Here is a 24,974-nt window from a genome sequence, read left to right on the forward strand (position 1 = left end):
TTCCCTCTAAAAAATAAGTTAGAAATTATTTTATTTTTAAAGTTTTAGTTAAAAATTACTTTATATATCAATGAGTCGTATACATAAAATAACGAATCTAAAAGATACAGTAAACATAGTTCAGATACAAATAGACCATTCAATTTTTACATCATTGAATGGTCTGATTTGAATATCAGGCAGATATTTGATTAGCTCGACTGTTGCTCTGCTTGAATTGCAGTCAATGCAATGGTAAACACAATGTCATCTACCAATGCACCACGAGACAAGTCGTTTACTGGTTTGTTCAAACCTTGTAGCATTGGACCAACACTTACCACATTCGCAGAACGTTGTACGGCTTTATAAGTCGTGTTACCAGTGTTCAGGTCAGGGAAAATGAACACATTGGCACGGCCTGCAACTTCAGAGTTAGGTGCTTTAGAGCGACCAACACTTTCAACAGATGCTGCATCGTACTGTAATGGGCCATCAATCAGTAAATCAGGACGACGCTGTTTCGCAATTTCAGTCGCTTTCGCTACTTTTTCTACATCAGCACCTGCACCTGAAGTACCGGTTGAATAAGAAATCATCGCAATGCGTGGGTCAATACCAAACGCTTTTGCAGAGTCTGCAGACTGGATTGCAATTTCAGCCAATTGTTCCGCATCTGGGTCTGGGTTAATCGCACAGTCACCGTACACATATACTTCATCTGGTAACAGCATAAAGAATACTGAAGATACCAATGAATAATCAGGTGCAGTTTTAATGAGCTGGAATGCGGGACGAACTGTATTGGCTGTAGTATGCACAGCACCAGACACCAAACCATCAACCTGATCAAGTGCTAACATCATCGTACCTAATACGACAGTGTCTTGCAGCTGTTCACGTGCTTGATCGTCAGTAAGTTTGCCTTTACGCATCGCAACCATTTTTTCGACATAGTTTTCACGAATCAAGTCAGGATCAATGATTTCTAAGTCGTGTGGAAGCTCAATACCGCGTGCTTTGGCAACATCGACTACCGCTTCTGGTTTTGCCAATAATACGCAGTGGGCAATACCACGTGATTGACAAATCGCTGCAGCTTGAACGGTACGTGGCTCATCACCCTCTGGAAGCACGATACGTTTTTTCGCTGCAATAGATTTTTGCACCAATTCATGGCGGAACGCAGAAGGCGATAAACGTGGTTTATGCGTATCGCTGATTAATTGGGTTAACCATTCTGCATTGATGTGACTGGCCACAAAGCGGGTAACTTGTTCTGCACGCTCAGTATCATCTACAGGAATTTCGTTGCTCAGGTTTAATAACTGTTGTGCAGTTTCAAAGGTGCTCAATTTAGTATGTAAAATTGGCAAGCCATTTTTGATCGCCGTTTGACAGAATTCTAAAGCTTGTGTACTTGGTGCTTGATGTTCAGTCAACACCAAACCTGCAAGTGGAATACCATTGCTGCTAGCTAAGCTACTGGCAAGCAATACATCTACACGGTCAGAACCACTAATGATCAGTTCGCCTGCAACAAATTTGTGCATTTCATGTTCGATGTTTGATGCAATCAGGCTGCTGTGTAGAACACGGCGCTGCGCAGCTTCACCTTGGCTAATCCATTCTGCAGAAATGTGTGCAGCCAAGTCCGACATGCGTGGCACACTTAAAGTATTGCTGAATGGCACCAAGCCAATCACTGGCATGCAATCTTTACCAATCATTGGATGTGTAGTTTGAATTTTGCTGACAAACTGGTTGGTGTCGCTAATTAAACGTAAGTTTGGATCAAGCGTAACAGGAATTTGTGCAGAATCTTCTGGTAAACCTTTGGTACGCATAAACAATACGCCCGCAGTACGCTCACAAGTTGCACCACCAAAGAAACGTAATTGATTGTCTACTTTTGACGCTGTTTTAACAGCATTGTTGATGTCGGCATTGCTGACAATAATGACTTTTGCATCAAGTGCTTTAGCCAAATTTGCATTCAATTCAGTTGCAAATGGATCACGTCCGTTTGGCAACACGCCTTCTACAATAATGATATCGTGATGTTTAGAAATTTCACGATGTAAACGAACTGCATCTTCAAGCAATTCGTCATTTTCATCATTTTTTAAACGCTCAGTCAGCGCAGTATAAGAAATCGGCTCAACTGTTTCATGCTTGAACAGGTGACGATACAACGCAGTTGTGCGGTCTGCTTCAGGTTGTAATTCTTGTGAAAAAGGCTTTAAGAAACCTGCTTTTACGCCTTGGCATTCCAAAGCGTAAATTAAACCTAAACATGCTGATGTTAAACCAACACCAATTTCTGTAGGAACCAAAAGTATTGTTTTCATAATTTTTTCTAAATCGTAAAGGGACTGATTGAAAGTGGCTGAGCACTACGATTGCTTAAGCAATCGCAGCGTCACATTCAGACTTTTTTGCAGCTGACTTTAGCTCCTCTGCAACTTGCGCAGTTTCTTTCGCAATACGGCCTTCTTCGTCAGTTGGTACAACCCAAATTTGTGGACCGCCTGTACCTGCATCAATACGACCTTCAGTACCGCGTTTTAAGCTGTCATTGCGTTCTTTGCTGAAGTTAAAGCCAAAGTGTGGCAAGTAAGATACAGTTTTTTCACGGATGTACGCAGAGTTTTCGCCAATACCACCTGTGAAGAATAAGCCATCTAAGCGTGGTAAACCACAGCTAAGTGCAGCTAAAGATTTAGCTAAACGGTAGCAGAATACTTCAATTGCAAGCGTTGCATCTTCGTTGCCTTGTTCAGATGCTTCAATCAGGGTACGCATGTCGTTCGATAAGCCTGACAAACCAAGTAAACCACTTTGGCTGTTTAGCATTTTGTCAATTTTGTAGATATCCCAACCTAAGTTGCTTGCAAGGAAGCTGTGTAAGCTTGGGTCTACATCACCACTACGAGTACCCATCACCAAACCTTCAAGTGGGGTTAGGCCCATCGATGTGTCTACACTTTGACCATTCCAGATTGCACAAGTCGAGCTACCGTTACCCAAGTGAGCAGTTAACCAGCCACCTTGTTTGAAGCTGCCAGCCAACTCTGAACCGCGCTCTGAAACGTATGCGTGACTTGTACCGTGGAAGCCATAACGACGTACGTTGTGGTCGGTATATAAGAATTTAGGCACTGCATAACGGTAAGCGTGAGCAGGCATCGTTTGGTGGAATGCAGTATCAAATACAGCCACTTGCGGAAGTTCTGGGAACAAACGCATTGTTGCTTCAATACCCACCAAGTGTGCAGGGTTGTGTAAAGGTGCAAGCGGAGTTGCTTCACGAATACGTTGCACGATTTCTTCAGTTAATAATTCTGCTTTGGTTAAAGTACCGCCGTGTACAACGCGGTGACCAATGGCTTGTGGCTTATATTGAGATAAGCGACCAAGAATAGTTTCCAATGCTTTTTCATGGTCAGCATGTGGAATAGAAAGTTCGAGCGGCTCACCACCTGCGGTAATGCCTTTAATGCGCGCATCAGCAGAACCTAGATTTTCTGCCAAACCAAAGATACGATCTCCAACGCTTTCAGATACAAGCGCATATTTGATAGAAGAAGATCCGCAGTTAATCACTAATACTGATGTAGTCACTTTTATGTACCCGAATTCTAATTGAAGTTATCCCTAGTCAATCAAGCTGCATTGCAAGATATGGCAAACGGCAATCTATTGTGTTGCAATCTTGATCATTACGTATGTTTTATCATGGGTTTTTTATTGCTCCTAGATAGACTTTAGGAGATTAGACTTAAGCATTATCGACCATGAAATCAGAAATAATTAAAATTTATCAGCCCGAAACTTTCATTTTTTCATGAAATGATGGTCTAAAATTTCTGCTTAATTCCTGTTGTATTCTCTTAACATAGCACACTTCATTCTGCAGGCGAGTGGCAAACTGTTTTAAATTATTTCCTCAATCTTTGTCGGTTTATTTTGATTTGGCAGCGTATTTAATTTCCGACCAACGGACAATCACATAAGCAATCAGTGCCACCATAAAAAACACCAACATCATCCACGCCAAGCCTTGTAAGGTTTCAATAATGGTGCGGTAAATTTCCAATACCCAGCGTTCTTGCGTCAGTTCAATCACAATTCTTTTGTCATTTTCGGCATAGGTGAGTGGGGTAATGTATTTTTCCATATCGTAAATACGAATGCCTGAAGATGTGCCGACCACCATGCCTGCAAATTTGGTGTACTTTGCCCATGCTTCATGAATTGGGTCGTGGATGATACGCGCCAAAATTGCATTGATGGAGCTGGAAAACAGACGCATGACAATGAACGACACCAACAGTGCTAAAGCAAAGGTACTAATAATCAAATAATAAAACATAAGCATCGCCACTCTTTTTGATGATTTTTCTAATCTTGATGGTGTTTTTATTTTAAGTGAGCGTGAGGCAGAAATGTGTAGTGGAACTGTGTCTTAAAACAATGTCTAAAAAATAGAAGGGAATAATGTTCAGCTTCCTGTGAAACTGAACATTATATTTGGATATTGCAAAATTACAGATGGATTTTATTGGCGGATTTGACCATCGCCAAACACGATCCATTTTTGTGAGGTTAAACCTTCCAAACCGACAGGGCCACGGGTATGAATTTTATCGGTAGAGATTCCAATTTCAGCACCTAAACCATATTCAAAACCATCAGCAAAGCGTGTAGAAGCGTTAATCATGACTGAACTAGAATCTACCGCAGCCAAGAATTGACGCGCCAAACTAAAGTTTTCAGTAATAATGGCATCAGTATGATGTGAACCATATTTATTGATATGTTCAATTGCCTCATCAATTCCTGAAACCACTTTAACCGCCAAAATTGGACCTAGATATTCGGTGTACCAGTCTTCTTCTGTGGCAGTTTTGACAGTCGTGCCTAAAATCTTTTGGGTTGCAGGGCAACCGCGTAATTCAACTTGTTTCTCTGCATACAGTTCTGCAATGCGAGGTAGAAATTGCTCAGCAACTCGCTCATCGACTAACAAGGTTTCCATAGCATTACACACGCCATAACGGTGAGTTTTTGCATTCAGGGCAATAGGCAGGGCTTTTTGTAAATCGGCCTGTGCTTCTACAAATACGTGACAGTTACCATCCAAATGTTTAATCACTGGAATACGCGCTTCATTGCTGATGCGTTCAATCAGACTTTTACCGCCACGTGGCACAATTACATCTACATATTCAGACATGGTAATTAATTGCCCAACGGCAGCACGGTCTGAGGTGTTAATCACTTGCACCGATGTTTCTGGCAAGCCTGATGCTTTTAAGCCGTGTTGAATCGCGGCAGCAATCGCTTGGTTAGATTCCAGTGCTTCAGAACCACCACGTAAAATAATCGCATTGCCTGATTTTAATGCCAAAGACGCAGCTTCAAGGGTTACGTTTGGACGTGATTCGTAAATCATGCCCACCACACCTAGCGGTACACGCATTTTGCCCAATTGAATACCAGATGGACGGTAAGCCATATCAGTAATTTCACCAATTGGATCCATGAGACCAATCACATCTTTCAGACCTTGTAACATGCCTTTAAAGCGTGCGGGGTTAAGTTCTAAGCGATCAAGCAGTGCGCTATCCAAGTTGTTGTTACGACCTTTGGTCATATCAATTTGGTTGGCAGCTAAAATAGCGGACTCGCTATTTTCCAATGCCGTATAAATAGCCGATAACGCATTGTTTTTAGATTGGGTAGAAGCGCTTGCTAAGACACGAGAGGCTTGGCGTGCTTGTTGTCCTACCGTTTGCATATATTGTTCAATAGACTCTTGCATAGCGGTTTGATCACTTAGAAATTTCAACTCGATATTAACAGTCTGTGCCTGCACAATGAAGCGTCTCAGCGGAAAATCGACTAAATTGTTCAATCTTTTCATATTTTTCAATGCTTTCATCACAAAAATTAATATTTTGAAATGCTTTATGATTTAAAAGTAGATGAGCGGTCATAGAAAATGTTGCGTATAAAATCAGCACCTGTATAGAATGATGCGATAACGACATTGATGTCATTCACAACAATAAGCAGGATGCCACTTTAATTCAGATAAGTGGGTAATCGTTCAATGACGAACACTTGCACAATAAAAATAAAATGCGCATGGAGGTAAGGAATATGAATTCCATGATCCAGATGGACACGGATGTACAGGACGCAAGTTCGCATGTCTGTTTTTTTGATATTTACGATAAACACAGCTTTAAACAACCCGCTCGTACCACTTGGATCAACGGCTGGAAAGTGGAATACATGGCAATTGCTCAGCCAGAAACCGCACATTTAACTCCAATTGTGATTATTGGTGGTGCATTCCAAAACTTTAATTCATATAAATATTGTGTCGAGCAGCTTTTTCGTGCAGGGCCAATCATTTTAATTGATATGCCATCTATGGGCGCCAATCAGCAAATGACCAATGTGGAAACAGGTGAGTCGGCAGGAACGCTAGAACTGCATGATTTAGGTCAGATGTTGGGTGATTGGCTGGATATTGTCGGCTTAGATAAAGTATCCGTCATGGGCATGTCATTGGGTTCGGTGGTGGCATCGTGTCTAGCAGATCAGCGTCCTGAATTGATTGATCGCATGATTTTAATGGGGGTTATGCAAAAGACCCGTAAAAGTTGGCGCATGTTGCTTGAAGAATCACTGCATTTAATGAAAGAGCAGCGCATGGATGAATTTGGTCAGGCGGTGATTTTATACTTGGTCAATCATGCCAAAATGGAACAAACTCGCATGTCACCGACTGCAAAGCGTTTGTTTTACCGACAAATGGCCGACTTTACCGCTACAGAGCAAGATCGCTACGATGTGAACTGCAACCGTTTATTGCGGTTAACCAATGTGCCTATTCCGCAATGTAAGGTTTTGGTGGCGTGTGGGCAATATGACAGTTTTACCTTGCCGCATGAAAATGCCAATTTTGCCTTACAGTGCCCGAACATGGAATTTGCCATGATTGCCAATGCAGATCATGTGCCGCAATTACAGCGCCGTAAAGAAACCATGAATTTATTTGCGACCTTTTTAAGCGATGAATCTATTCAGGACTTAGATGGCATTATTCCAATGACACGTGCGCAACTATTGACGATGGAACGCCGTGGAGAAGCGCGTATTCGGGTGCAAAATCCGCAAAGTCATTTGCAGTATCGTCATTCTGATTTGAAAATTGCCACGCACATTGTCGATTTAAACTTCTTTGGTGTATTGCTTGATTTTGAAAATGCTGCGTTGGCGGCACAAGCAGCACAGTTTGAACGAGATATGGCCTTAGAATTACAGGATGAGGAAGGCAGTTTTAGCATTGAATGTTTAATTTTTGAAAGCCAAGGGCAGCAACTACGCGCATTATTTAAGCATGGTAGTTTTGAGGTGGCAGAACGTTTGTTGCGTTATGTGGAACGTCAAAAAGCGGCTGCACAAAATTTGGAATATGCCCGTTAGTAGATAAAATCAGTGCTTGGTTTAAAATTATCCAAAGAAAATAGAATCAAAATAGCGTGTTAAACCACGCTATTTTTTTTGTAGGCATGAACCATCCAGACTAAATCGCCTAAATGTTCTGCGGTTGTTTTTTCTAAAGAGCTGTTGGAAAAATACAGTTGTGGTTGTTGTAGCTGCACTTGCTCAAAACCTGCATTTTGAAAAAACTGAGTTAATTCCTGCGGAGATTGAAAGTGAAAGGTGAAAGCACTGCGTGACATAAATTTCAATAATCGGCTGCAGTTCCAAATAAAATTGGCGAGCTTGTTTTTGACGGGTTCAGGGTAAATATCGGTTAAATAATGCAGTTCTGGAAAGTCTTGGGTGTAGTTACACATGCCATTTAACAGCTGTTGTAGCATGTCTTTGCTGAAGTAGTTAATTAAACCTTCACTAATAATTACTAAGGGCTGCGAGTGATCAAAATATTCAAAGGCCTGTTGAAAGGATTCACTAAAAATATCGGCGGTGAGAACTTCAGGTGCGTCGTGGTCAATTTGTCGTAACGCTTGAGTTTTAATTTGCGCCATATCAGGCAAATCCAGTTCACGGTAATTCAGTTCAGGATATTTTTGTCGAAAGTTCCAGCTGCGTGGTGACAGCCCAGATGCAATTTCGAGCACTTGTAATTGCGGATGTTGCTGAATCAGTGCGGTTAAGTGTGCATCAATCATTTGGTGACGTTGTTTGAGGGTGCTGCGCATACTGCCGCCCACATGACGTTCTGCCCAGTTTTCTAAAGGATGTACCAATTTGGCTAAAAACTTGCCTTTTCGGGTCGCAAATACAGGATGTGAAATCCCCCTTTGATACCAGATATATCCCGTATAATGTGCGGTAAAAGAAATATGCCGATGTTTGGACAATGCAGTCGTGTCTGAGCGAGTTGGCTTGGCATCCGAGTTGTGCATTTCAGTCCTTTTTTCTGTCGTGATTTTGCTGTTCAGCAATGTTTTTGTCATTTTCGTATAGACCTTAATTGTTTGTATGGTGGTCGTTGTCTTTTTAGGCATGCTTTGACACTCAAGCTGCGGTGTCAGGCATATACTCAAAATAGAATAAGTTTATCATAATCAAAAAGGAATAAGCTGTCGTGTTCCTTTGTCGTATAAATGCTGTGAAAAAGTGAAGGCGTATAGGGTCTGTTGACATTTCATAAATGGCTTGCGCTGTAGGCTAAAACTGAGCAGATCAGGCATAAAACGCAGGGAATAGTGGACCTATTTTCAAGTTCCATAACGCAATCTGAGAAAGTTTTAGCCACATGAGCAAGAACAAAGCGTTGCTTTGTTTGCTGCGCAAGGGGGCGAGCATATTTTTTGCTGCTATTGCGTTATGTGCCAGTCATTTAGAATGACTAAATTTCCTGTCCCATGCCTTATATCAGCTAAAAAATATGTGTCGTCGCAAACATAGACGAATTGTCAACAGACCCTAGTTAGTTTGTGGTGATCTCAAGTCGCAGCGTTTTTAGTGGTACTTGAATAATTGGTCGGGTCGTGACTAGTTTGTGCTGCCAGTAGCGTGGCACTTTGTTCTTTAAATACCAAGATACGATCACGGACGCTTCGCCATTCATCACCCAAGTCTAAAACTTCAGCAATGCTAAACTCTGCACTAAGCTCAGGGATTTTACCGCGCATGCGTTCTAAACGTGCCTGATTCGGCAAGGGTAAATCGGCAATCGCATTTAAAGCCAATCGTTGTGCAGCACGGTTGTTGCAGACCAATCCCATGTCACAGCCTGCAAGCAAAGCGGCATGAATACGTGCATCGGCATCGCCTGCTACACAAGCCGCCTGCATGCTTAAATCATCCGAAAAGAGTACACCATCATAGTCCAAGTCTTTGCGAAGCACTTGCTGTAACCAAAACTCAGAAAAACCTGCAGGGTTCGGATCGACCTGATCATAAATGACATGCGCAGGCATGAGCGCATCCAGTTGATTTTGCAGTTGGATAAAGGTTTGCATATCCTGTTGTTGAATTTCGGCAAAAGAACGTGAATCTATCGCGGCAGCAACGTGAGAGTCTGCTTTAACCGATCCATGTCCAGGAAAGTGTTTGCCTGTGGTTGCCATTCCTGCACGATGCATTCCACGTAAAAAAGCATCTGCCAAAGCAATAATATCGACAGGACGCGCAGCAAAAGCACGATCTCCAATGACATCACTGATGTCATTTAAATCTAAAACGGGTGCAAAACTAAAATCAATGCCTACGGCTAATACTTCGGTGGCCATCAACCAGCCACATTCTTCGGCTAAATCTAAGGCACGTTCAGGTTCGTTTTGGTATAACTCGCCAAATCTACCCATAGCAGGCAATAGGGTAAAACCTTGTTTTAAGCGTTGTACGCGTCCGCCTTCCTGATCGACTGCAATTAAAATATCAGGGCGTACCTGACGCATGTGGTCGGTCAAGGCGCGTACTTGCGCAGGAGATTGGATATTTCGGGCAAATAAAATGACTCCACCGACTTGCGGAGCGCTTAATAGTTCAATATCTTCTTGAGTAAGTTCTGTGCCAGCGATGTCGAGCATCAATGCGCCAATCATATTGGGTGTCCGTATTCGATTTTTATCAATAAAAAAACAATACCTGAATTCTGCAATGATTTGCTACATTTTGACAGCACAGATTATGATAAAACTACACGACAGATCCAAATTAAGTTGTATAAGATTTTGAATCTGCTCAATTCATTGTGAAAAGCAGAGATTGGTCAAAAACCAAGGACGTAAATATTTTTATGAAACTTCAAACCATCGCTTGTGCGGTTGCAATAGCAACTGGCGGTTTTTTCTTTTCTCACGCCATTAACGAGGCAATTGCAGCCAATAATACCGCTGTCGTTGCTAACAGTATTGTGCCGACGCAGGAACAAGCTTTGGTTTCGCGTCAATTGGCGACCTTGGTCGATCGTCAGCATTATTTAAATCAGCGTTTAGATGCCGCAACGTCGCAGCGCATTTTTGATTTTTATATCGACAGTTTAGACCCAGACCATACTTTGTTTTTGGCTAAAGAAGTTGAGCAATACCGCAAACAATATGCAGCAACATTTGGCGCTTCATTAAAAGCAGGCAATTTGGCGGGGCCGTATCAAATTCATGCACAGTATCGTGAACGCTTAAAACAGTTTTATCATTTCATGTTGGCAGAGCTGAAAAAACCACAAAATTTAAAACAGCCAAATGTCACGATTGAAACAGATCGGGAAAAAGCACCGTTCTTTAATACTGAAGCAGAAATGCGTAAGCATTGGCAAAAAATGTTGGTGTCACAGCTCATTAACCTGACCATTAGCAAAGAAGAAGAATTGGCAAAACAAAAAGCCATTAAAGATAACCCTGAATTGACCAATGGTCAGGATTTGGCAAGTCCAGAAGATTTGACTCCAGTGCAGACTTTAACTAAGCGTTATACTCGTCAGTTAGAGCGCATGGATCGTTTAAAGAGCGATGATGTGCTGGATAAAACTTTGAATGCGATGATGCTGACTTATGATCCGCACAGCAATTATTTCCCACCTGTTGATGCGATGGAGCTGAATCGTCAAACGACTTTGCAGCTTGAAGGGATTGGGGTGTCGATTCGTCCTGAACGAGGCAATGAAGACTACACTAAAATTGAAACCATTGTTGAAGGTGGCCCTGCCAGTAAAACAGGGCAGGTGAAATCGGGTGACCGCATTATTGGTGTGGCGCAAGATGGCGAAAAAATGGTGGATGTTGTGGGTTGGCCGAGCAATGAAATTGTGGGGCTGATTCGCGGTAAACGTGGCACCAAAGTCACTGTGCGTTTGTTGGGTGCGGGTGCGGCGATGAATCAGGCGCGTAATGTGACCATTGTGCGTGATGTGATTCAGGAAGAAGATGCGGGAGTTCGCTCACGAACGATTGACATCAAACGTGATGGTCAAACTTATACCTATGGTGTGATTGAAATTCCATCGTTTTATTTGAATTACCGTGCGCGTCGTGCAAGTAATGAATATCGCTCGGTGTCGGAAGATACCAACAATGCCCTGAAAAGTTTGGCGGCCAAAAATGTCGCAGGGATTATTGTCGATTTACGTAACAACCCTGGCGGTTCACTAGAAGAAGTGGCACGTATGCTTGGGCAAGTAATCAAATCAGGCCCTGTAGTGCAAATTCGTGATGGCAATGGCAACGTGAGCGTATTTGAAGATGACGATGGCGGTGCACAGACTTATGCAGGCCCATTGGCAGTGATGATTAACCTTGCTTCTGCTTCGGCCAGTGAAATTTACTCTGCTGCAATTCAGGACTATCAGCGCGGGATTGTGATTGGTAGCACCACCACAGGTAAAGGTACAGCGCAGGTACAACTCGACACCTTAGCCTATGGGCAGGCGACCTTAACTCAACGTAAGTTCTACCGTATTACAGGTGGAAGTACCCAAAACAAAGGTGTGATTCCTGACATTAAACTGGTGGATATTTACAATGAGGAGTTTGGTGAGCGTAAAGCTAAAAATGCCTTGAAGTGGGATACCATTCCAACTGCGCCATTTAAGCGTGAAGGTTCAGTACAGCCGTACATCACCAAGTTGGGTCAATTGTCACAGCAACGTGTCACGCTTGATCCACAATTTCAATATTTGGAACAACGTAAGCAAATTGCCAAACAAACTGAAGATCGCAAAAGCATTGTGTTAGATATTGAACAACGCAGAGCAGAGTTGTTAGCTTTGGAGCAACAAACGCTGACTGCGGAAAACAAACGCCGTCAGGAAACAGGTTTGAAACCATTTGCTAATTGGGAAAGCTATCAGGCATCTATTGATGCTTTGGCAGAAGCGCGTGCCAAAATGAAAGCGGCACAACGCCCTGCTTTACCTGAGGAAGAAGCTTTTGTGATTGAAGCAGCGCAGGTGTTGCAAGACTATGCCATGTTACAAAAAGGTGTTTCTGAGCCGAATCAACCTTAAAACAATGTTAGAATCTTAATCAAATAGAACCAGCAGCGAAAAGTTGCTGGTTTTTTTCATCCTAAAGCGAAAAGTAAAGTGACAAGATGCATATAGCTTTGAGTCAGACAGCTATTTTTAGCAGTTTTGAATTGCCATTATTTCATGATGACATATTATATATTTGACTATTGACCAAAGCGGAATAGTATTAGACTCTTAAGTCAATGCAGTCTTTGCTAGATCAATCCGTCGTTCAGGTTGCTTTTTAGTTATTATTTATAAGAGAGTGTGAGATTGAGTAGCCGAAAAACAATAAAATATGACAGAGATGGATACATCTAATGATGCATGTACATTATGATCTGAGCTTGGTAATTGGCTCGGTAGCAATCTCAGTATTGGCCTGCTATTTTGCAGTGTCTGTTGGGCAAATGCTTTTTCAAAATGTACAACAACAACTAAAAAAAATTGCATTAATCATGAGTGGTTTGCTGCTGGGTGCGGCAGTGTGGAGTATGCATTTTGTGGGCATGTTGGCCTGCCAGTTACCTGCACCGTATCAATTTGATCTTAGCTTTACGACCCTATCTTTTGTTATTGCATTTATCGCCTCTACGTTTGCGGTTTGGCTGACCACGCAATCGACCTTGCCTGTGGCGCGTTTGATCCTGAGCGGCATTTTAATGGGGTTGGGTATTTCAGGCATGCACTATACGGGCATGATGGGAATTCAGGTAGAAGGCTACCGTAGTTATTATGATCCTACCATTGTTTTGCTGTCTGTATTAGTGGCCATTGGCGGAGCAATACTTACCTTTTGGTTTATGTTTCATTCCAAGTGCAGAATGGGGCGTCAGGCACAATATAAAATTTTCATTGCGGTGCTCATGAGTCTGAGCATTGTTGCCATGCACTATATAGGCATGGAAGCACTGCATTTTTACTCTACAGCAGATTTGCCTCAATCAGGGCACTTCCAGATCGGGCAAGGGCCAGCTCTGTTGGTGGTTATTTTAGTGACCAGTCTGATTTTTGCTGCTGCGGTGGGCGTATCTCTGCTGGAGCTGCGCTTAGAAGAAAAAAGCAGACAATTGTCTTTAGCCAACCGTGAATTGGCCAATCAGGCAGTCAAAGATAACCTGACCAAATTGCCCAACCGTTTATATTTAGCTGAATATGCACAATTGCTTTTTTCTGAGCATCGGCAAAAAAACACTAAAATTGCATTTTTGTATATCGACTTAGACCGCTTTAAAGCGGTGAATGACGTATTTGGGCATCATGTTGGCGATCAATTGCTGATTCAGTTGTCTAAACGTGTGCAATCCCACTTGGGCGAAAATACCCAGTTATTAAGAATTGGTGGCGATGAATTTCTTTTGGTGATTGAACATACCGACATTGCAGAAGCCACTGTCATTTCTGAAAAAATATTAGAACTGATTCAGCAAAGTTTCTTAATTGCAGGCAAGGTCATTAATATTTCAGGCAGTATTGGCATTGCGATGTATCCAGAGCATGGCACCAATTTGCAAGATATTTTAATGAATGCTGATGCGGCGATGCTGACCTCTAAATATCAGGGGCGTAACACCAGTTCGGTATTTAATTATGATCTGGAGTTACTTGAGGCCAAAAGCCAAAGTAAGTTGATTAATGATTTATATAAAGCGGTTGAACAACAACAATTTGCGTTGTTCTATCAGCCAAAGTTTAAAGCCGCTGACCATAAAATTTGTGGCGTAGAAGCTTTAATTCGTTGGTATCACCCCGTACATGGTTTACTTACCCCAAATATGTTTATTAAAGGGGCTGAAAAGACGGGGTTGATTATTCAAATTGGCTATTGGACGCTAGAAGAAGCCTTTAAACAAATTCAAATTTGGGAAAGATCGGGTGCACCGTTATTTCCTGTGGCTGTGAATTTATCGGCAGTGCAGTTTGAACATAAACACTTATTTTCGACGTTAGAAAACTTGTTTAAACGCTATGAGATTCAACCCCATCACCTGATGATTGAAGTGACTGAAAGTACAGCAATGCATCATATTGAATCGAGTATTCGTAGTTTTGAGCGTTTGCGTCAAATGGGGATTCAATTGGCGATTGATGATTTTGGTACAGGACATTCGAGTTTCTTGTATTTGAAAAAATTGCCAGTCGATGAGTTGAAAATTGACCGTGCTTTTATTTTAGATTTGTGTTTGGACAGCAAAGAAGAATTAATTTTAGAAAGTATTATTCAGTTAGCCATTAAACTGGGTTTAACTGTGACCGCTGAAGGGGTGGAAACGCCATTGCAAGCTGAGATTTTAACCCGTTTAGGCTGTCAGCAATTACAGGGCTACTTATTAGGCTTACCAATGGATGTTGAGCGTTTAGAAGAGCTGTTTAAACATTCGGCTTAAGCTAGCGATCATGCTACCGCTCAAGATAGCGTACAAGTGAGCGACCAAGTCCAGCGTTTAATTTCAGTGATGAAACAAGATGAATATAGTTTGGCTGAGTTGATGCAGTTGTTAGGTTTAACTCATAGCGCAACATTCCAAAAGAACGATATGAATCCTGCCATAGAAGTAGGTTTGATTGAACGTACGATTCCAGAAAAACCGAAAAGCCAAAAGCAAAAGTATAGATTGAAAAAATAACTATATTCTCAGTTGTGGATAAATTAGAACATATCAACAATCAATAAAATTTGATTCAAATCTGCTACAATTACGCCAATTTTTCATATTGATCATTTTGATCTTATACACTGCGGTTCTGCAGTAGGTGTCTTGCATGAGTTTTAAAGATGAGTTAGCGGCGCAGGTCGCACAGCGACGTACTTTCGCGATTATTTCCCACCCCGATGCTGGTAAAACCACCATGACAGAAAAACTGCTGTTATGGGGACAAGCCATTCAAGTTGCAGGGATGGTAAAAAGCCGTAAGTCAGATCGTGGCGCAACATCTGACTGGATGGAAATGGAAAAAGAACGTGGTATTTCCATTACAACTTCGGTGATGCAATTCCCGTATAAAGACAAAATGATTAACCTGCTCGATACCCCAGGGCACGAAGATTTCTCTGAAGATACTTACCGCACTCTAACTGCGGTGGACTCTGCACTGATGGTGATTGATGGTGCGAAAGGTGTCGAAGACCGTACCATTAAATTAATGGATGTGTGTCGTATGCGTGACACACCCATCATTTCATTCGTCAACAAAATGGACCGCGAAATTCGTGAACCATTAGAGTTGTTGGATGAAATTGAAAATGTCCTCAAAATTAAGTGTGTGCCAATCACTTGGCCAATGGGTACAGGGCGTGATTTCGCAGGGGTGTTTAACCTCATCGAAGAAAAGTTTTATGTGTACAAATCAGGTTTTGGTTCAACCATTCCTGAAATTGAAGTACGTGATGGCTATAACCATGCAGACCTACGTGAAAAAGTAGGTGAATTGGCATGGGCGGCATTTGAAGAATCACTTGAATTGGTACAAATGGCGAATGAGCCTTTAGACCGTGAAGAGTTTTTAGCGGGTCGTCAAACACCAGTGCTGTTTGGTACGGCTTTGGGTAACTTCGGTGTAGATCATGTATTGAATGCATTCAGTGAATATGCGCCGCCGCCAAAAGCACATCCAACGCAAGACCGTATTGTAGAAGCCAATGAAGAAGGCTTTAGTGGTTTTGTTTTTAAAATTCAGGCCAATATGGATCCGAAGCACCGTGACCGTATTGCTTTCATGCGAATCTGTTCAGGCAAGTATGAAAAAGGCTTAAAAATGAAGCATGTGCGTATTGATAAAGATGTACGTATCAGCGATGCCTTGACCTTCTTGGCAGGTGACCGTCAGCACCTCGAAGAAGCTTGGCCGGGCGACATTATTGGTCTACATAACCACGGGACGATTCAAATTGGCGATACCTTCACTTCGGGTGAAAAGTTGCAATTTACAGGGATTCCGCACTTCGCACCTGAAATGTTCCGTCGTGTACGCTTGAAAGACCCATTGAAGTCCAAACAGCTGCAAAAAGGCCTTAAAGAGCTTTCAGAAGAAGGTGCAACGCAAGTCTTTATGCCACAAAACAGCAATGATTTAATCGTAGGTGCTGTTGGTGTGCTACAGTTTGAAGTCGTCGCCTATCGCCTGAAAGAAGAATACAAAGTCGATTGTATTTACGAGCCTGTCAGCATCAACACGGTACGCTGGGTGTCTTGTGCCGATGAGAAAAAGTTTAACGAATTTAAGAAAAAAGCCCACGATCAGTTGTCTGTCGATGGTGGTGGTCACTTAACTTATCTCGCGCCAAGTCGTGTGAATTTACAGTTAATGCAAGAGCGTTACCCTGACATTGAGTTTAGAAATACACGCGAGCACTAAGCCTCAGGTTGATGATGCTTAATCTGGCAGATGCAATCAGCGTAGCGCAGATGAATGTTCGGCATGCCTAAAAGTTTCAAAATTAAAACAGCTTCTTTAGGAAGCTGTTTTATTATGGGGGCGGTAAAAGATTAAAGATTATTTTTGATAAATGAATTGGGGAAATCATGCAGCAAAAATCGGTTTATCTGGGTGCAATTTTGAGCGGGATGGTTTTGCTTAGCGCCTGTGACTCATCTAAACAAGATCAAAACTCAGATGAGCAAACGTCTATTTTTCAGAAAGATCAAGCGGATGTTTTACCGTATTTGAATATCAAGCAACAGGCGGCAGAAATTGCCTTGCCATTTTGTGAAAATAAAAACTGCATTGAATTAGAAGTACAAACTTTAAATACCCAAGATACATGGCTCAACAGTTGGATTGCAAAAAATCAGGCCATGGTGATTCAAGACCAAATTGGCTTAAAACAAAACATGAATTTGCAGCAAGCCGTAGATGCCTATGTGAAAAAATCCGATGCTTGGCAGGCACAATTAGATCAAAATAAAGCTTATGAATTGGCGATGTACACCCGTATGGCATATCAACGCAATCAATATGTTTTGTTGCAAGTCGGGGTAGATAGCAAACAGGAAGGCACGCAAGTCAAGGAACGCTATTATTTCTTTGTGGCAGATCGGAAGCAGCAAAAAGCCTTGTCTGTTTTAGATGTGATTGATGCCAAACAACAAACCCGTATGAATACTTTTGTACAGCAGGCCTATCAGGATTGGCTCAAAACACAAAGCAGTGACGTGCAAAAAGCAGCACCTGCCAAATTATACTGGGGGCAGGCAGATTGGTTTTTTGATGATCAGGGCTTAGGATTGCATTATCGCACCCATGAAATTGTCAAAGATGGCACGCAGTTAGATATTTACCTAAGCAAAGCACAAACACAACAAGTTTTAAAAGCAGACATCTATCCATCTATGTTTTAGTAGGTGAGTACGGTGACAAGCAAAAATAGATGAAATCAAGGTTGGATCCATGTTGAAAAATAAAAGTATTTTGGCGATCAGTATTTTAATTACAACGCTAGGGATTACTGCATGTCAGCCAAAGAAAACCGAACCGGAAACAGTCGAGCCAGAGCAGACGCAGGCGGAACAACAAAGCTTAAAACTGGTCGGGGATACTGAAAAACTGAATTTGTCGTTGCCTAAATGTGAAGGGAATAACTGCCCTGAAATTTCAATTGAGCGTTTGAATAGTAATCAGGCCTTTATCGACCATTTTATTGATCAGAAAATTATTCAAGAATTGGCACAAATTTTAGAAATTGCACCACAGCAGGCGGCTTCTGAGGCTATAGCAGTTGAGAATGCAGCCAGTGAAAATACAGCAGCCAGTGCTGCAGATGCACCTGCCAGCAACCCCACTGCAGCAGCCATTGCACAAGTGGAAACTTTGGCGCAAAAATTAGAAAAACAAACTGTGCCTTATGTGCAAAGCTTTTTGGTACTTGATCAGGAACTGAAAGCTTTAAGCTCAAATCATAAAATCAGTTTGATGATTAAGCCTAAAATTTTGAATGCAGATCAGCCTTTGGCAACCGTGGTAGTGAATAGCAGTAGTTATTTGGGCGGAGCGCATGGTGCATCGGCACAGCAATACTATAATTTTGATTTAGAACAGAAAAAATTAGTATTGTTAAATGACATTCTGTTAGAGAAGCAGCGTCCACAATTGGAGCGCAAAGCCTACGAAGCGTTTAAACAATGGGTCATCGCATCTGAACTTTCCACCAATGTGCAAGAATATGAACAAGCGTGGAAATTTAAGCTGTCGGAAAATTACTATTTAGGTCAACAGGGTTTAATTCTGCAATACGCAGAATATGAAATAGGCCCTTATGTCGTTGGTTTACCGCGTTTAACCATTCCGTATGCAGAACTGCAGGGGATTTTAAAAGCTGCGTATTTGCCTGTAACAGAAGCAGCCTCTGAAGCAACCGCAAAATCTGCCGAAGCCAGTGCAGTAAACACAACCAAAGCGAAATCTTAATATGAGCATTGCGCTGTTTGATACGCATACCCATTTTGATGTTCCTGATTTTGACTCAGATCGGGAGCAATTGGCGTATGCGGCCAAGGCAGCAGGCGTAGAACATTTGGTACTGATTGGCTTTGTACAATCACGTTTTCAAGATTTAATCTCTACACAACAGTTTTTAAACCAACTTGAGCATGTGCCACAAAGTCATCTTGCACCAGGCTTGCATCCTTTTTATATCGAACAACATCAAGACCAACATTTACAAGATTTAGAACATTTTTTGCAACAACAGCATTGTGTCGCGGTGGGTGAAATTGGCTTAGACACTTTTTTGGTTGAACATAAACAGCCTGAAGCGTTTCAAAAGCAGCAAGATTTTTTTGCCGCGCAATTGGAAATCGCTCGTCAGCAACATAAACCTGTACTGCTACATATTCGTAAGGCTCATGCCGAAACCTTAAAAATACTCAAACAGCAACAATTTCAGTTTGGTGGCATTGCACATGCTTTTAGCGGTGGGGTAGAAGAAGCCAAAGCACTGATCAAATTGGGCTTTAAAATTGGTGTGACAGGGCAGATTACCAATCCCAATGCAAAAAAACTGCGCCGTGTTGTGCAAGAAATTGGTGCTGAACATTTGGTTTTGGAAACCGACTGCCCCGATATGACGCCTTTATGTTGTCAGACAGATACTCAATCACGAACCCGAAATACCCCTGCGAACCTGATTTATGTGCTTGAAGGTTTAGCGGATTGTTTAGATATTGCACCGCAAACTTTAGCCGCACAGCTTTGGCAGAATAGTGTTCAAGTATTAGACCTGCCTAAACTTTAGATGAAACAACACGAAGTCTGCGAAACGCAGTAAAATGCCCACACTTTGAAATTAAATTTGATTGCAGCATGACAGATCTTCTTCAAGATGATGAATATGAACGCCGTTTTGCAGGTGTGGCCAAAATTTATGGCGACAGTGCTTTTCAGCATTATGCCCAAAGTCATGTCATGGTGATAGGAATTGGCGGTGTCGGCTCTTGGGCGGTTGAGGCGTTGGCACGTACGGGTATCGGCGAGCTGACATTGGTGGATATGGATGTGGTCGCAGCATCTAACATTAACCGTCAATTGCCTGCCATGAGCTCAACCTTGGGGCATGAAAAAATTAATGTCATGGCAGAGCGTTGCCGTTCTATTAATCCACGTATCAAAATTAATTTGGTCGATGATTACCTCAGTCCAGATAACGTCAAAGCGTTATTGGCGACTGCACCTGATTTGATTTTAGATTGCATTGATGACGTAAAAGCTAAACTAGCGTTGATGCTGCATTGTCGTTTTAACAAGATTCCACTGATTGTTTCGGGTGGTGCAGGTGGCAAACTTGATCCGTTGAAAATTCGAGTGGCAGATTTATCTAAAACCGAACAAGACCCAATGTTGGCCAAATTGCGCGCCCAATTACGCAGCAAAGGTATTTGTAAAAAGCCAAAAGAAAAGTTTGGGATTACCTGTGTGTATTCCATCGACAATCCATTTTCTAGTGCCGATGTATGCCCAAGCGCAGGCTTGCGCTGTGGCGGCTATGGTTCGGCGGTGGTGGTCACGTCCAGTTTTGCGATGGTAGCTGTGGCAGAAGTGTTGAAAAAGTTAGATGCCTTACAGGCTAAAAATACATAAATCAAAGCCATGCGAGGCATGGCTTATAAAAAAGTTCTTTGATTTTGCACATCGCCAATGACTTTATTCAGTAGGTCGTTGTAGCTGCTGCTCTTTTAAATAGTCTTCCGTACGCTGCATTGCTGCTTGAATATTGACCAATGCTTGCTCTACATCTGCAAATGTTTTGGCATTGCCGCCACTTAGTGCCTGACGCCATTTACGTGCACCTGGCAGGTTTTGGAATAAACCTAAAATATGGCGGGTAATGACAGAAAGTGGTGCACCTTGTTGTAGACGTTGTTCAATATACGGCAACATGCGCTGCATAATTTCAAAACGGTCAGGTAATTCTAGCCCCCATAATTGCCCAAGCTCTGCCAGTAAATAAGGGTTGTGATAGGCTTCACGACCAATCATCACCCCATCGACATGCTTGAGGTGTTGTTGGGTTTCGGCAAACGTTTTAATTCCACCATTAATTTCAATTAACAATTCGGGGCGGTCTTGTTTTAGGCGATACACATCCTCATAACGCAGAGGCGGAACTTCGCGGTTTTCTTTAGGCGATAAACCTTGTAATAAGGCAATTCGGGCATGCACGATAAAGTTATTGCAACCTGTTTGAGCCACAGTATCCACAAAATGCAGCATCTCTGCATAAGAGTGCATGTCATCAATCCCGATGCGATGTTTTACGGTCACAGGAATATCAACCGATTGACGCATGGCGGCAATACACTCTGCAACCAAGTCTGGTTCTGCCATTAAACACGCACCAATTTTATTGTTTTGTACTCGATCACTTGGGCAGCCAACATTCAGGTTGATTTCATCATAACCCCAGTCTTGTGCCATTTTACTGCAGGTCGCAAGGTCTTTCGGATTTGAACCGCCCAACTGCAAGACAATAGGATGTTCTTCTTTGCTGTAATCTAAATGGCGCTTGGCATCACCAAATAAAATTGCGCCAGTGGTTACCATTTCAGTATACAGAATGATATTGGGGTTAAATAAACGTGCAAAAAAACGGTAATCGCGGGTAGTCCAATCCATCATAGGGGCAACCGAAATGCGAGGTTGTAAAGTTTGGATGGCACGTGTCATAACCCACCTGAATTGAAAAACAAAAGCACAAGACCGCGCATTATACGGGGTTTAAGTGAAAATCGACAGTATCCCCAACCCACATCCATTGGCATTAACTTTGCTTTGTTCGCTATGAACAAAGCAGCGCAACCGTAGATGCTAAAGCGGAACTGCTCAGTATTTGTATGCGTAGCCGTTTTTTAGTATGTTGAAAAGATAGGATAACGCAGCATAAGAGGGAAAATAAAATGTTGGTATTAGAAGAAATTTATCGTACTAAGAAAAATGAATTTTCAACGGCATTTAATTTACGCATGCAGCGCAGTTTAAGTTGGTGGAAAAAAGCCATTGAGTTTCATGATGATGTCGATATGCAATTTATGACAGCATGGGTGGCGTTGAGTGCCTTGTATGCGCAAGGTCAAACGGCAGAGCATACACAACAGACCTTGCAGCAATTTGTGCAGCGTATGTATCAAAAAGATGTCGATCAGCGCATGGCGAGAATTATTTGGGAAAAATATCCACAAAGTTTAGAGGTGTTGCTGACCAACCCTTATTTGTATCAAAGTTTTTGGGATTGGCGTAATCAAAAAATGACTGAAGCTGAATGGCGTGCAGATTATGAAGCAGAGAAACAGCAGATTATGCAGGCATTGCACATCCATGATTCAGCTACAATTTTGGCATGTTTGTTTAAGCGCTTATTGACGTTACAGCAGCAACTTTTACAAGGTGGTGCAACTTATAACAGTGCAATCAACCGCAAACAACTCAGCCATGCCAATACTTTACTGTGTGCGTTGATGCCGTGTTTTATCCAAATCTTATTGGAAAATTTAGAAAATGTGGAATTGAGTCAGCCATTTTACCCTGTGATGCAAATGTCTTAAGCGACTTGCTTGATTGTAATCGCAGCGTTTAAGGCATGGCGGTGTGTTGACGTTGATGCTGCCAGTCGAGTAGGGCAAAGCTCATTGCGGCGGTAACAAAACACAAACCAACTAGGCAACTCCATAACCATCCACCGTGTTGCCATGCATAGATTCCCAAGGCAGAACCACAAGCACCGCCAGTAAAATAACTGGTCATATAAATTGAGTTAATCCGCGATTTGGCATCGGGGCGTAAGCGAAAAATTACATTTTGGTTGCTGCTGTGTACGGTGGCAAGCCCAAGGTTAATTAAGCCAAAACCAAGAATATAGCTCCATAAGCTAAATTGTCCGTTGTATAGAAAGACCCAACTGATTGCCAATAGCGCCAAACCACCCCACGTCAGCGCTGTAACATAGCCACGATCTGCAATTTTCCCCACGTGTTTGGTCGAAAGAGCACCGAATACACCCACCATTGCCACAATGCCCACCATAAAGTCAGCTAAGCCAAAACTGGATTTGAGTAATACTGCAATGGTGGAAAACAACACGCTCATCGCTGCAAAAGCAAACGCACCGAGCAAGGCACGATAGACCAAACGACGTTCTTCTAAAATGAGTTTGCCCATAGACTGAAACACGGCCAAATAGCTGAGTTTGCTGGTTGAGACAAACGGCAAGCGCGCTTTGAGTACTGCAGCAATGCATAGCATCAGCACGCCACTAATCAGGTAAATCACTTTCCAATGGAATAAGTTGGACAGCAAACCTGCCAAACTGGTCGAAAGTAAAATACCGACCAATAAACCACTCATCAATAAACCGACCACTTCACCCATTTTTTCAGGTTTTACAGTCATGGTGGCAAAAGGAATTAAGACTTGTGCTGCCACAGAAAATAGCCCTGTGATAATCGTGCCAATCCATAACATGCTTAAATTGCTGGAAAAGGCACATAAAAATAAGCCAATCGAGGCCAAAAACATTAATAGGGGAATGAATTTGGTTTTATTGACAATATCGCCCATAGGCACAATGAACAATAAACCCAGTGCATAAGACACTTGTGCAAAAGTCACCGTCAATGCCACTTGGGATTGCGGAATTTGGAAAGATTGATGAATCGAGTAAATCAGCGGTTGGCAATAATAATTCGCACCCGCGCATAGACCACAGGCAATCGCCATCAACCAGAGCAGGGTTTTATCTTGGCTGATGTCGGGTGCAGTGTTCATAATTATCCTAAGGTCAATGGTAAAACGGGGTTGCAGTAGCTCAAAGATTGAATCCAATATTCAACTTCATTAGTGGCAGGATGTCGCCTTTAGCTTAATGAGAAAACTTGTTTTTGGACAAGGTGATCATCATCACGCCTACAATATTGAGCATGCAGCCGAACCATTGTATGCCATTTAGATGTTCACCTAAAAATGCTGTGGCCAATAGAATCGTCAAGATGGGGCCAATTGAAGCAATCATGGCCGATTGTGCCGCACCTAAACGGGCGATACTGTGCGCCATGAGTAAGGTGGGCAAGACTGTGACAAATATCCCTAAAGCTATGCCATAGCCCAGCACTTCTACAGGCAGTTGTTGCACCAGTCCCAGTGGATTCGGTGTGACCAAACTGTAATGCGTAAGCGTACCGATGCAGGCAATACTTAAAGCCAGACCTGTAAAATTCCATGAACCAAAATGCTGAATCAGGCTTTTGGTCAGCAATAAATAGCCTGCAAAACACACTGCACTGGCGAACACCAAACTACTGCCTAACCAAAAATACGTGTCATGTGGGGTATTGCTCTGTTCCTGTAACATCACAATCACTGTTCCGCCATAACTCAGAGCAATTGCAAACAGACTCAGCCAGCTAAGTTTCTGCCGATACATTACGCTCGAAGCCAGAACGGTGAGCGTTGGATATAAAAACAGAATAATGCGTTCTAATGAAGCGCTAATGAACATCAGCCCTAAAAAATCCAGCCAGCTAGAAAAATAATAGCCCATCAGACCTGCAAATATTATTAGCAGCCAATTGCGTGTAGAGATGTTGCGACTGTGATGGCGATTGAGCCAACAAATCAGCAAGAAGAAAGGCAGGGCACTTGCCATGCGCAAAGCCATGAGTACGGTTGCGTCGACCAACGGTGAAAGCGTATAAGCCTGTTTAATAAAAATAGCTTTGGTGCTAAACAAAAAAGCAGCAAATAAAGCGAAGATTGAGCCCCATTGTGTGGCGTTAAGTCTGATCATGAAAAATGCTGTCGAGCAAGGTGGATGCAAGAGAAGTGACACATGCCGCGCACACAAATGCAAGTTGCATGATAGATAAAGGCAGATGCGACTGCATGGATCAAGCTGTGTGTGCTGTATTTGAGCAAGCATAGCCGATTTTATGCAGATGGTCTGCTTGAGATGGCATAAATTTTGTGAAAAGTAGAGTAAATGAACTTTGCACGATAATGGTGCAAATTA

At 42.3% G+C, this 24,974-nt stretch carries 18 protein-coding genes and 1 pseudogene; 10 read left to right on the top strand and 9 right to left on the bottom strand.

What is annotated here, in order from left to right:
• Window positions 1-191: 191 nt before the first annotated feature.
• The 4 genes from pta to FTV41_RS01050 all read right to left on the bottom strand — a co-directional run bounded on the left by pta (window position 192) and on the right by FTV41_RS01050 (window position 5,806).
• Window positions 192-2,330 (bottom strand): phosphate acetyltransferase, encoded by a 2,139-nt coding sequence (pta, locus tag FTV41_RS01035; RefSeq protein WP_179995943.1) that lies wholly within the window; start codon window positions 2,328-2,330, stop codon window positions 192-194.
• Window positions 2,331-2,385: 55 nt separating this feature from the next.
• Window positions 2,386-3,603 carry an acetate/propionate family kinase gene (locus FTV41_RS01040; protein WP_096901391.1) on the bottom strand — a complete coding sequence of 406 codons (1,218 nt, stop codon included), beginning with the start codon at window positions 3,601-3,603 and terminating at the stop codon, window positions 2,386-2,388.
• 340 nt (window positions 3,604-3,943) lie between these two features.
• On the bottom strand, window positions 3,944-4,354 hold the full coding sequence (locus tag FTV41_RS01045) for a hypothetical protein (protein WP_026438428.1): 411 nt from the start codon (window positions 4,352-4,354) through the stop codon (window positions 3,944-3,946).
• Window positions 4,355-4,540: 186 nt separating this feature from the next.
• On the bottom strand, window positions 4,541-5,806 hold the full coding sequence (locus FTV41_RS01050; protein ID WP_179996009.1) for a glutamate-5-semialdehyde dehydrogenase: 1,266 nt from the start codon (window positions 5,804-5,806) through the stop codon (window positions 4,541-4,543).
• 341 nt (window positions 5,807-6,147) lie between these two features.
• On the opposite strand from FTV41_RS01050, the gene FTV41_RS01055 reads away from it, so the two are divergent.
• Window positions 6,148-7,482: an alpha/beta fold hydrolase gene (locus tag FTV41_RS01055; protein ID WP_004974874.1), complete on the top strand. Its 1,335-nt coding sequence runs from the start codon at window positions 6,148-6,150 to the stop codon at window positions 7,480-7,482.
• Window positions 7,483-7,541: 59 nt separating this feature from the next.
• On the opposite strand, the gene FTV41_RS01060 is transcribed toward FTV41_RS01055, so the two are convergent.
• Both FTV41_RS01060 and nagZ read right to left on the bottom strand, forming a co-directional pair.
• A complete protein-coding gene (locus FTV41_RS01060) occupies window positions 7,542-8,432 on the bottom strand; it encodes a class I SAM-dependent methyltransferase (protein WP_004974878.1) in 891 nt (296 codons plus the stop codon).
• A gap of 543 nt (window positions 8,433-8,975) precedes the next feature.
• Window positions 8,976-10,079, bottom strand: coding sequence for a beta-N-acetylhexosaminidase (nagZ, locus tag FTV41_RS01065; RefSeq protein WP_096901392.1), 1,104 nt, complete (start codon window positions 10,077-10,079; stop codon window positions 8,976-8,978).
• 194 nt (window positions 10,080-10,273) lie between these two features.
• Between nagZ and FTV41_RS01070 the strand changes: the two genes are divergently transcribed.
• The 8 genes and pseudogenes from FTV41_RS01070 (at window position 10,274) to FTV41_RS01105 (ending at window position 20,554) form a co-directional block, all read left to right on the top strand.
• Window positions 10,274-12,478, top strand: coding sequence for a carboxy terminal-processing peptidase (locus FTV41_RS01070; RefSeq protein WP_179995944.1), 2,205 nt, complete (start codon window positions 10,274-10,276; stop codon window positions 12,476-12,478).
• A gap of 323 nt (window positions 12,479-12,801) precedes the next feature.
• The gene (locus FTV41_RS01075) at window positions 12,802-14,868 is read left to right on the top strand and encodes a bifunctional diguanylate cyclase/phosphodiesterase (protein WP_096901394.1); all 2,067 of its coding nucleotides are present in this window, start codon (window positions 12,802-12,804) and stop codon (window positions 14,866-14,868) included.
• 3 nt (window positions 14,869-14,871) lie between these two features.
• Window positions 14,872-15,108 (top strand): annotated as a pseudogene (locus tag FTV41_RS01080) (Fic family protein); the annotation flags it as partial.
• A gap of 136 nt (window positions 15,109-15,244) precedes the next feature.
• On the top strand, window positions 15,245-16,837 hold the full coding sequence (locus tag FTV41_RS01085) for a peptide chain release factor 3 (RefSeq protein ID WP_004974887.1): 1,593 nt from the start codon (window positions 15,245-15,247) through the stop codon (window positions 16,835-16,837).
• A 167-nt stretch (window positions 16,838-17,004) separates the two neighbouring features.
• Window positions 17,005-17,820 carry a hypothetical protein gene (locus tag FTV41_RS01090; protein WP_004974888.1) on the top strand — a complete coding sequence of 272 codons (816 nt, stop codon included), beginning with the start codon at window positions 17,005-17,007 and terminating at the stop codon, window positions 17,818-17,820.
• A gap of 49 nt (window positions 17,821-17,869) precedes the next feature.
• Complete coding sequence (locus FTV41_RS01095) at window positions 17,870-18,886, top strand: RsiV family protein (protein ID WP_179995945.1); 1,017 nt, start codon at window positions 17,870-17,872, stop codon at window positions 18,884-18,886.
• Between the two features lies 1 nt (window position 18,887).
• Window positions 18,888-19,712 carry a TatD family hydrolase gene (locus FTV41_RS01100; RefSeq protein ID WP_167846304.1) on the top strand — a complete coding sequence of 275 codons (825 nt, stop codon included), beginning with the start codon at window positions 18,888-18,890 and terminating at the stop codon, window positions 19,710-19,712.
• Window positions 19,713-19,780: 68 nt separating this feature from the next.
• Window positions 19,781-20,554: a ThiF family adenylyltransferase gene (locus FTV41_RS01105; RefSeq protein ID WP_096901398.1), complete on the top strand. Its 774-nt coding sequence runs from the start codon at window positions 19,781-19,783 to the stop codon at window positions 20,552-20,554.
• A gap of 63 nt (window positions 20,555-20,617) precedes the next feature.
• Here FTV41_RS01105 and dusA read toward each other — a convergent pair whose 3' ends face one another.
• On the bottom strand, window positions 20,618-21,640 hold the full coding sequence (gene dusA / locus FTV41_RS01110; RefSeq protein WP_004974902.1) for a tRNA dihydrouridine(20/20a) synthase DusA: 1,023 nt from the start codon (window positions 21,638-21,640) through the stop codon (window positions 20,618-20,620).
• A gap of 230 nt (window positions 21,641-21,870) precedes the next feature.
• Between dusA and FTV41_RS01115 the strand changes: the two genes are divergently transcribed.
• A complete protein-coding gene (locus FTV41_RS01115) occupies window positions 21,871-22,515 on the top strand; it encodes a hypothetical protein (protein ID WP_004974903.1) in 645 nt (214 codons plus the stop codon).
• A gap of 28 nt (window positions 22,516-22,543) precedes the next feature.
• Here the strand turns inward: FTV41_RS01115 and FTV41_RS01120 are convergent, their stop codons facing one another.
• Window positions 22,544-23,734, bottom strand: coding sequence for an MFS transporter (locus tag FTV41_RS01120; protein ID WP_179995946.1), 1,191 nt, complete (start codon window positions 23,732-23,734; stop codon window positions 22,544-22,546).
• A gap of 94 nt (window positions 23,735-23,828) precedes the next feature.
• Entirely contained in the window at window positions 23,829-24,752 is a 924-nt protein-coding gene (locus tag FTV41_RS01125; protein WP_179995947.1) for a DMT family transporter, read from the bottom strand.
• Between the last annotated feature and the right edge of the window lie 222 nt (window positions 24,753-24,974).

It is taken from the genome of Acinetobacter sp. YH16051, from assembly GCF_013417135.1.
In the GTDB taxonomy this organism is placed as follows: domain Bacteria; phylum Pseudomonadota; class Gammaproteobacteria; order Pseudomonadales; family Moraxellaceae; genus Acinetobacter; species Acinetobacter towneri.

Coding starts and splice junctions, on each gene's coding strand:
- FTV41_RS01095 (WP_179995945.1), top strand. CDS start 17,870: ATGTTGAAAAATAAAAGTATTTTGGCGATCAGTATTTTAATTACAACG.
- FTV41_RS01125 (WP_179995947.1), bottom strand. CDS start 24,752: ATGATCAGACTTAACGCCACACAATGGGGCTCAATCTTCGCTTTATTT.
- FTV41_RS01075 (WP_096901394.1), top strand. CDS start 12,802: ATGATGCATGTACATTATGATCTGAGCTTGGTAATTGGCTCGGTAGCA.
- FTV41_RS01115 (WP_004974903.1), top strand. CDS start 21,871: ATGTTGGTATTAGAAGAAATTTATCGTACTAAGAAAAATGAATTTTCA.
- FTV41_RS01060 (WP_004974878.1), bottom strand. CDS start 8,432: ATGCACAACTCGGATGCCAAGCCAACTCGCTCAGACACGACTGCATTG.
- dusA (WP_004974902.1), bottom strand. CDS start 21,640: ATGACACGTGCCATCCAAACTTTACAACCTCGCATTTCGGTTGCCCCT.
- FTV41_RS01120 (WP_179995946.1), bottom strand. CDS start 23,734: ATGAACACTGCACCCGACATCAGCCAAGATAAAACCCTGCTCTGGTTG.
- FTV41_RS01050 (WP_179996009.1), bottom strand. CDS start 5,806: ATGCAAGAGTCTATTGAACAATATATGCAAACGGTAGGACAACAAGCA.
- pta (WP_179995943.1), bottom strand. CDS start 2,330: ATGAAAACAATACTTTTGGTTCCTACAGAAATTGGTGTTGGTTTAACA.
- FTV41_RS01105 (WP_096901398.1), top strand. CDS start 19,781: ATGACAGATCTTCTTCAAGATGATGAATATGAACGCCGTTTTGCAGGT.
- FTV41_RS01100 (WP_167846304.1), top strand. CDS start 18,888: ATGAGCATTGCGCTGTTTGATACGCATACCCATTTTGATGTTCCTGAT.
- FTV41_RS01070 (WP_179995944.1), top strand. CDS start 10,274: ATGAAACTTCAAACCATCGCTTGTGCGGTTGCAATAGCAACTGGCGGT.
- FTV41_RS01045 (WP_026438428.1), bottom strand. CDS start 4,354: ATGTTTTATTATTTGATTATTAGTACCTTTGCTTTAGCACTGTTGGTG.
- FTV41_RS01090 (WP_004974888.1), top strand. CDS start 17,005: ATGCAGCAAAAATCGGTTTATCTGGGTGCAATTTTGAGCGGGATGGTT.
- FTV41_RS01085 (WP_004974887.1), top strand. CDS start 15,245: ATGAGTTTTAAAGATGAGTTAGCGGCGCAGGTCGCACAGCGACGTACT.
- FTV41_RS01055 (WP_004974874.1), top strand. CDS start 6,148: ATGAATTCCATGATCCAGATGGACACGGATGTACAGGACGCAAGTTCG.
- nagZ (WP_096901392.1), bottom strand. CDS start 10,079: ATGATTGGCGCATTGATGCTCGACATCGCTGGCACAGAACTTACTCAA.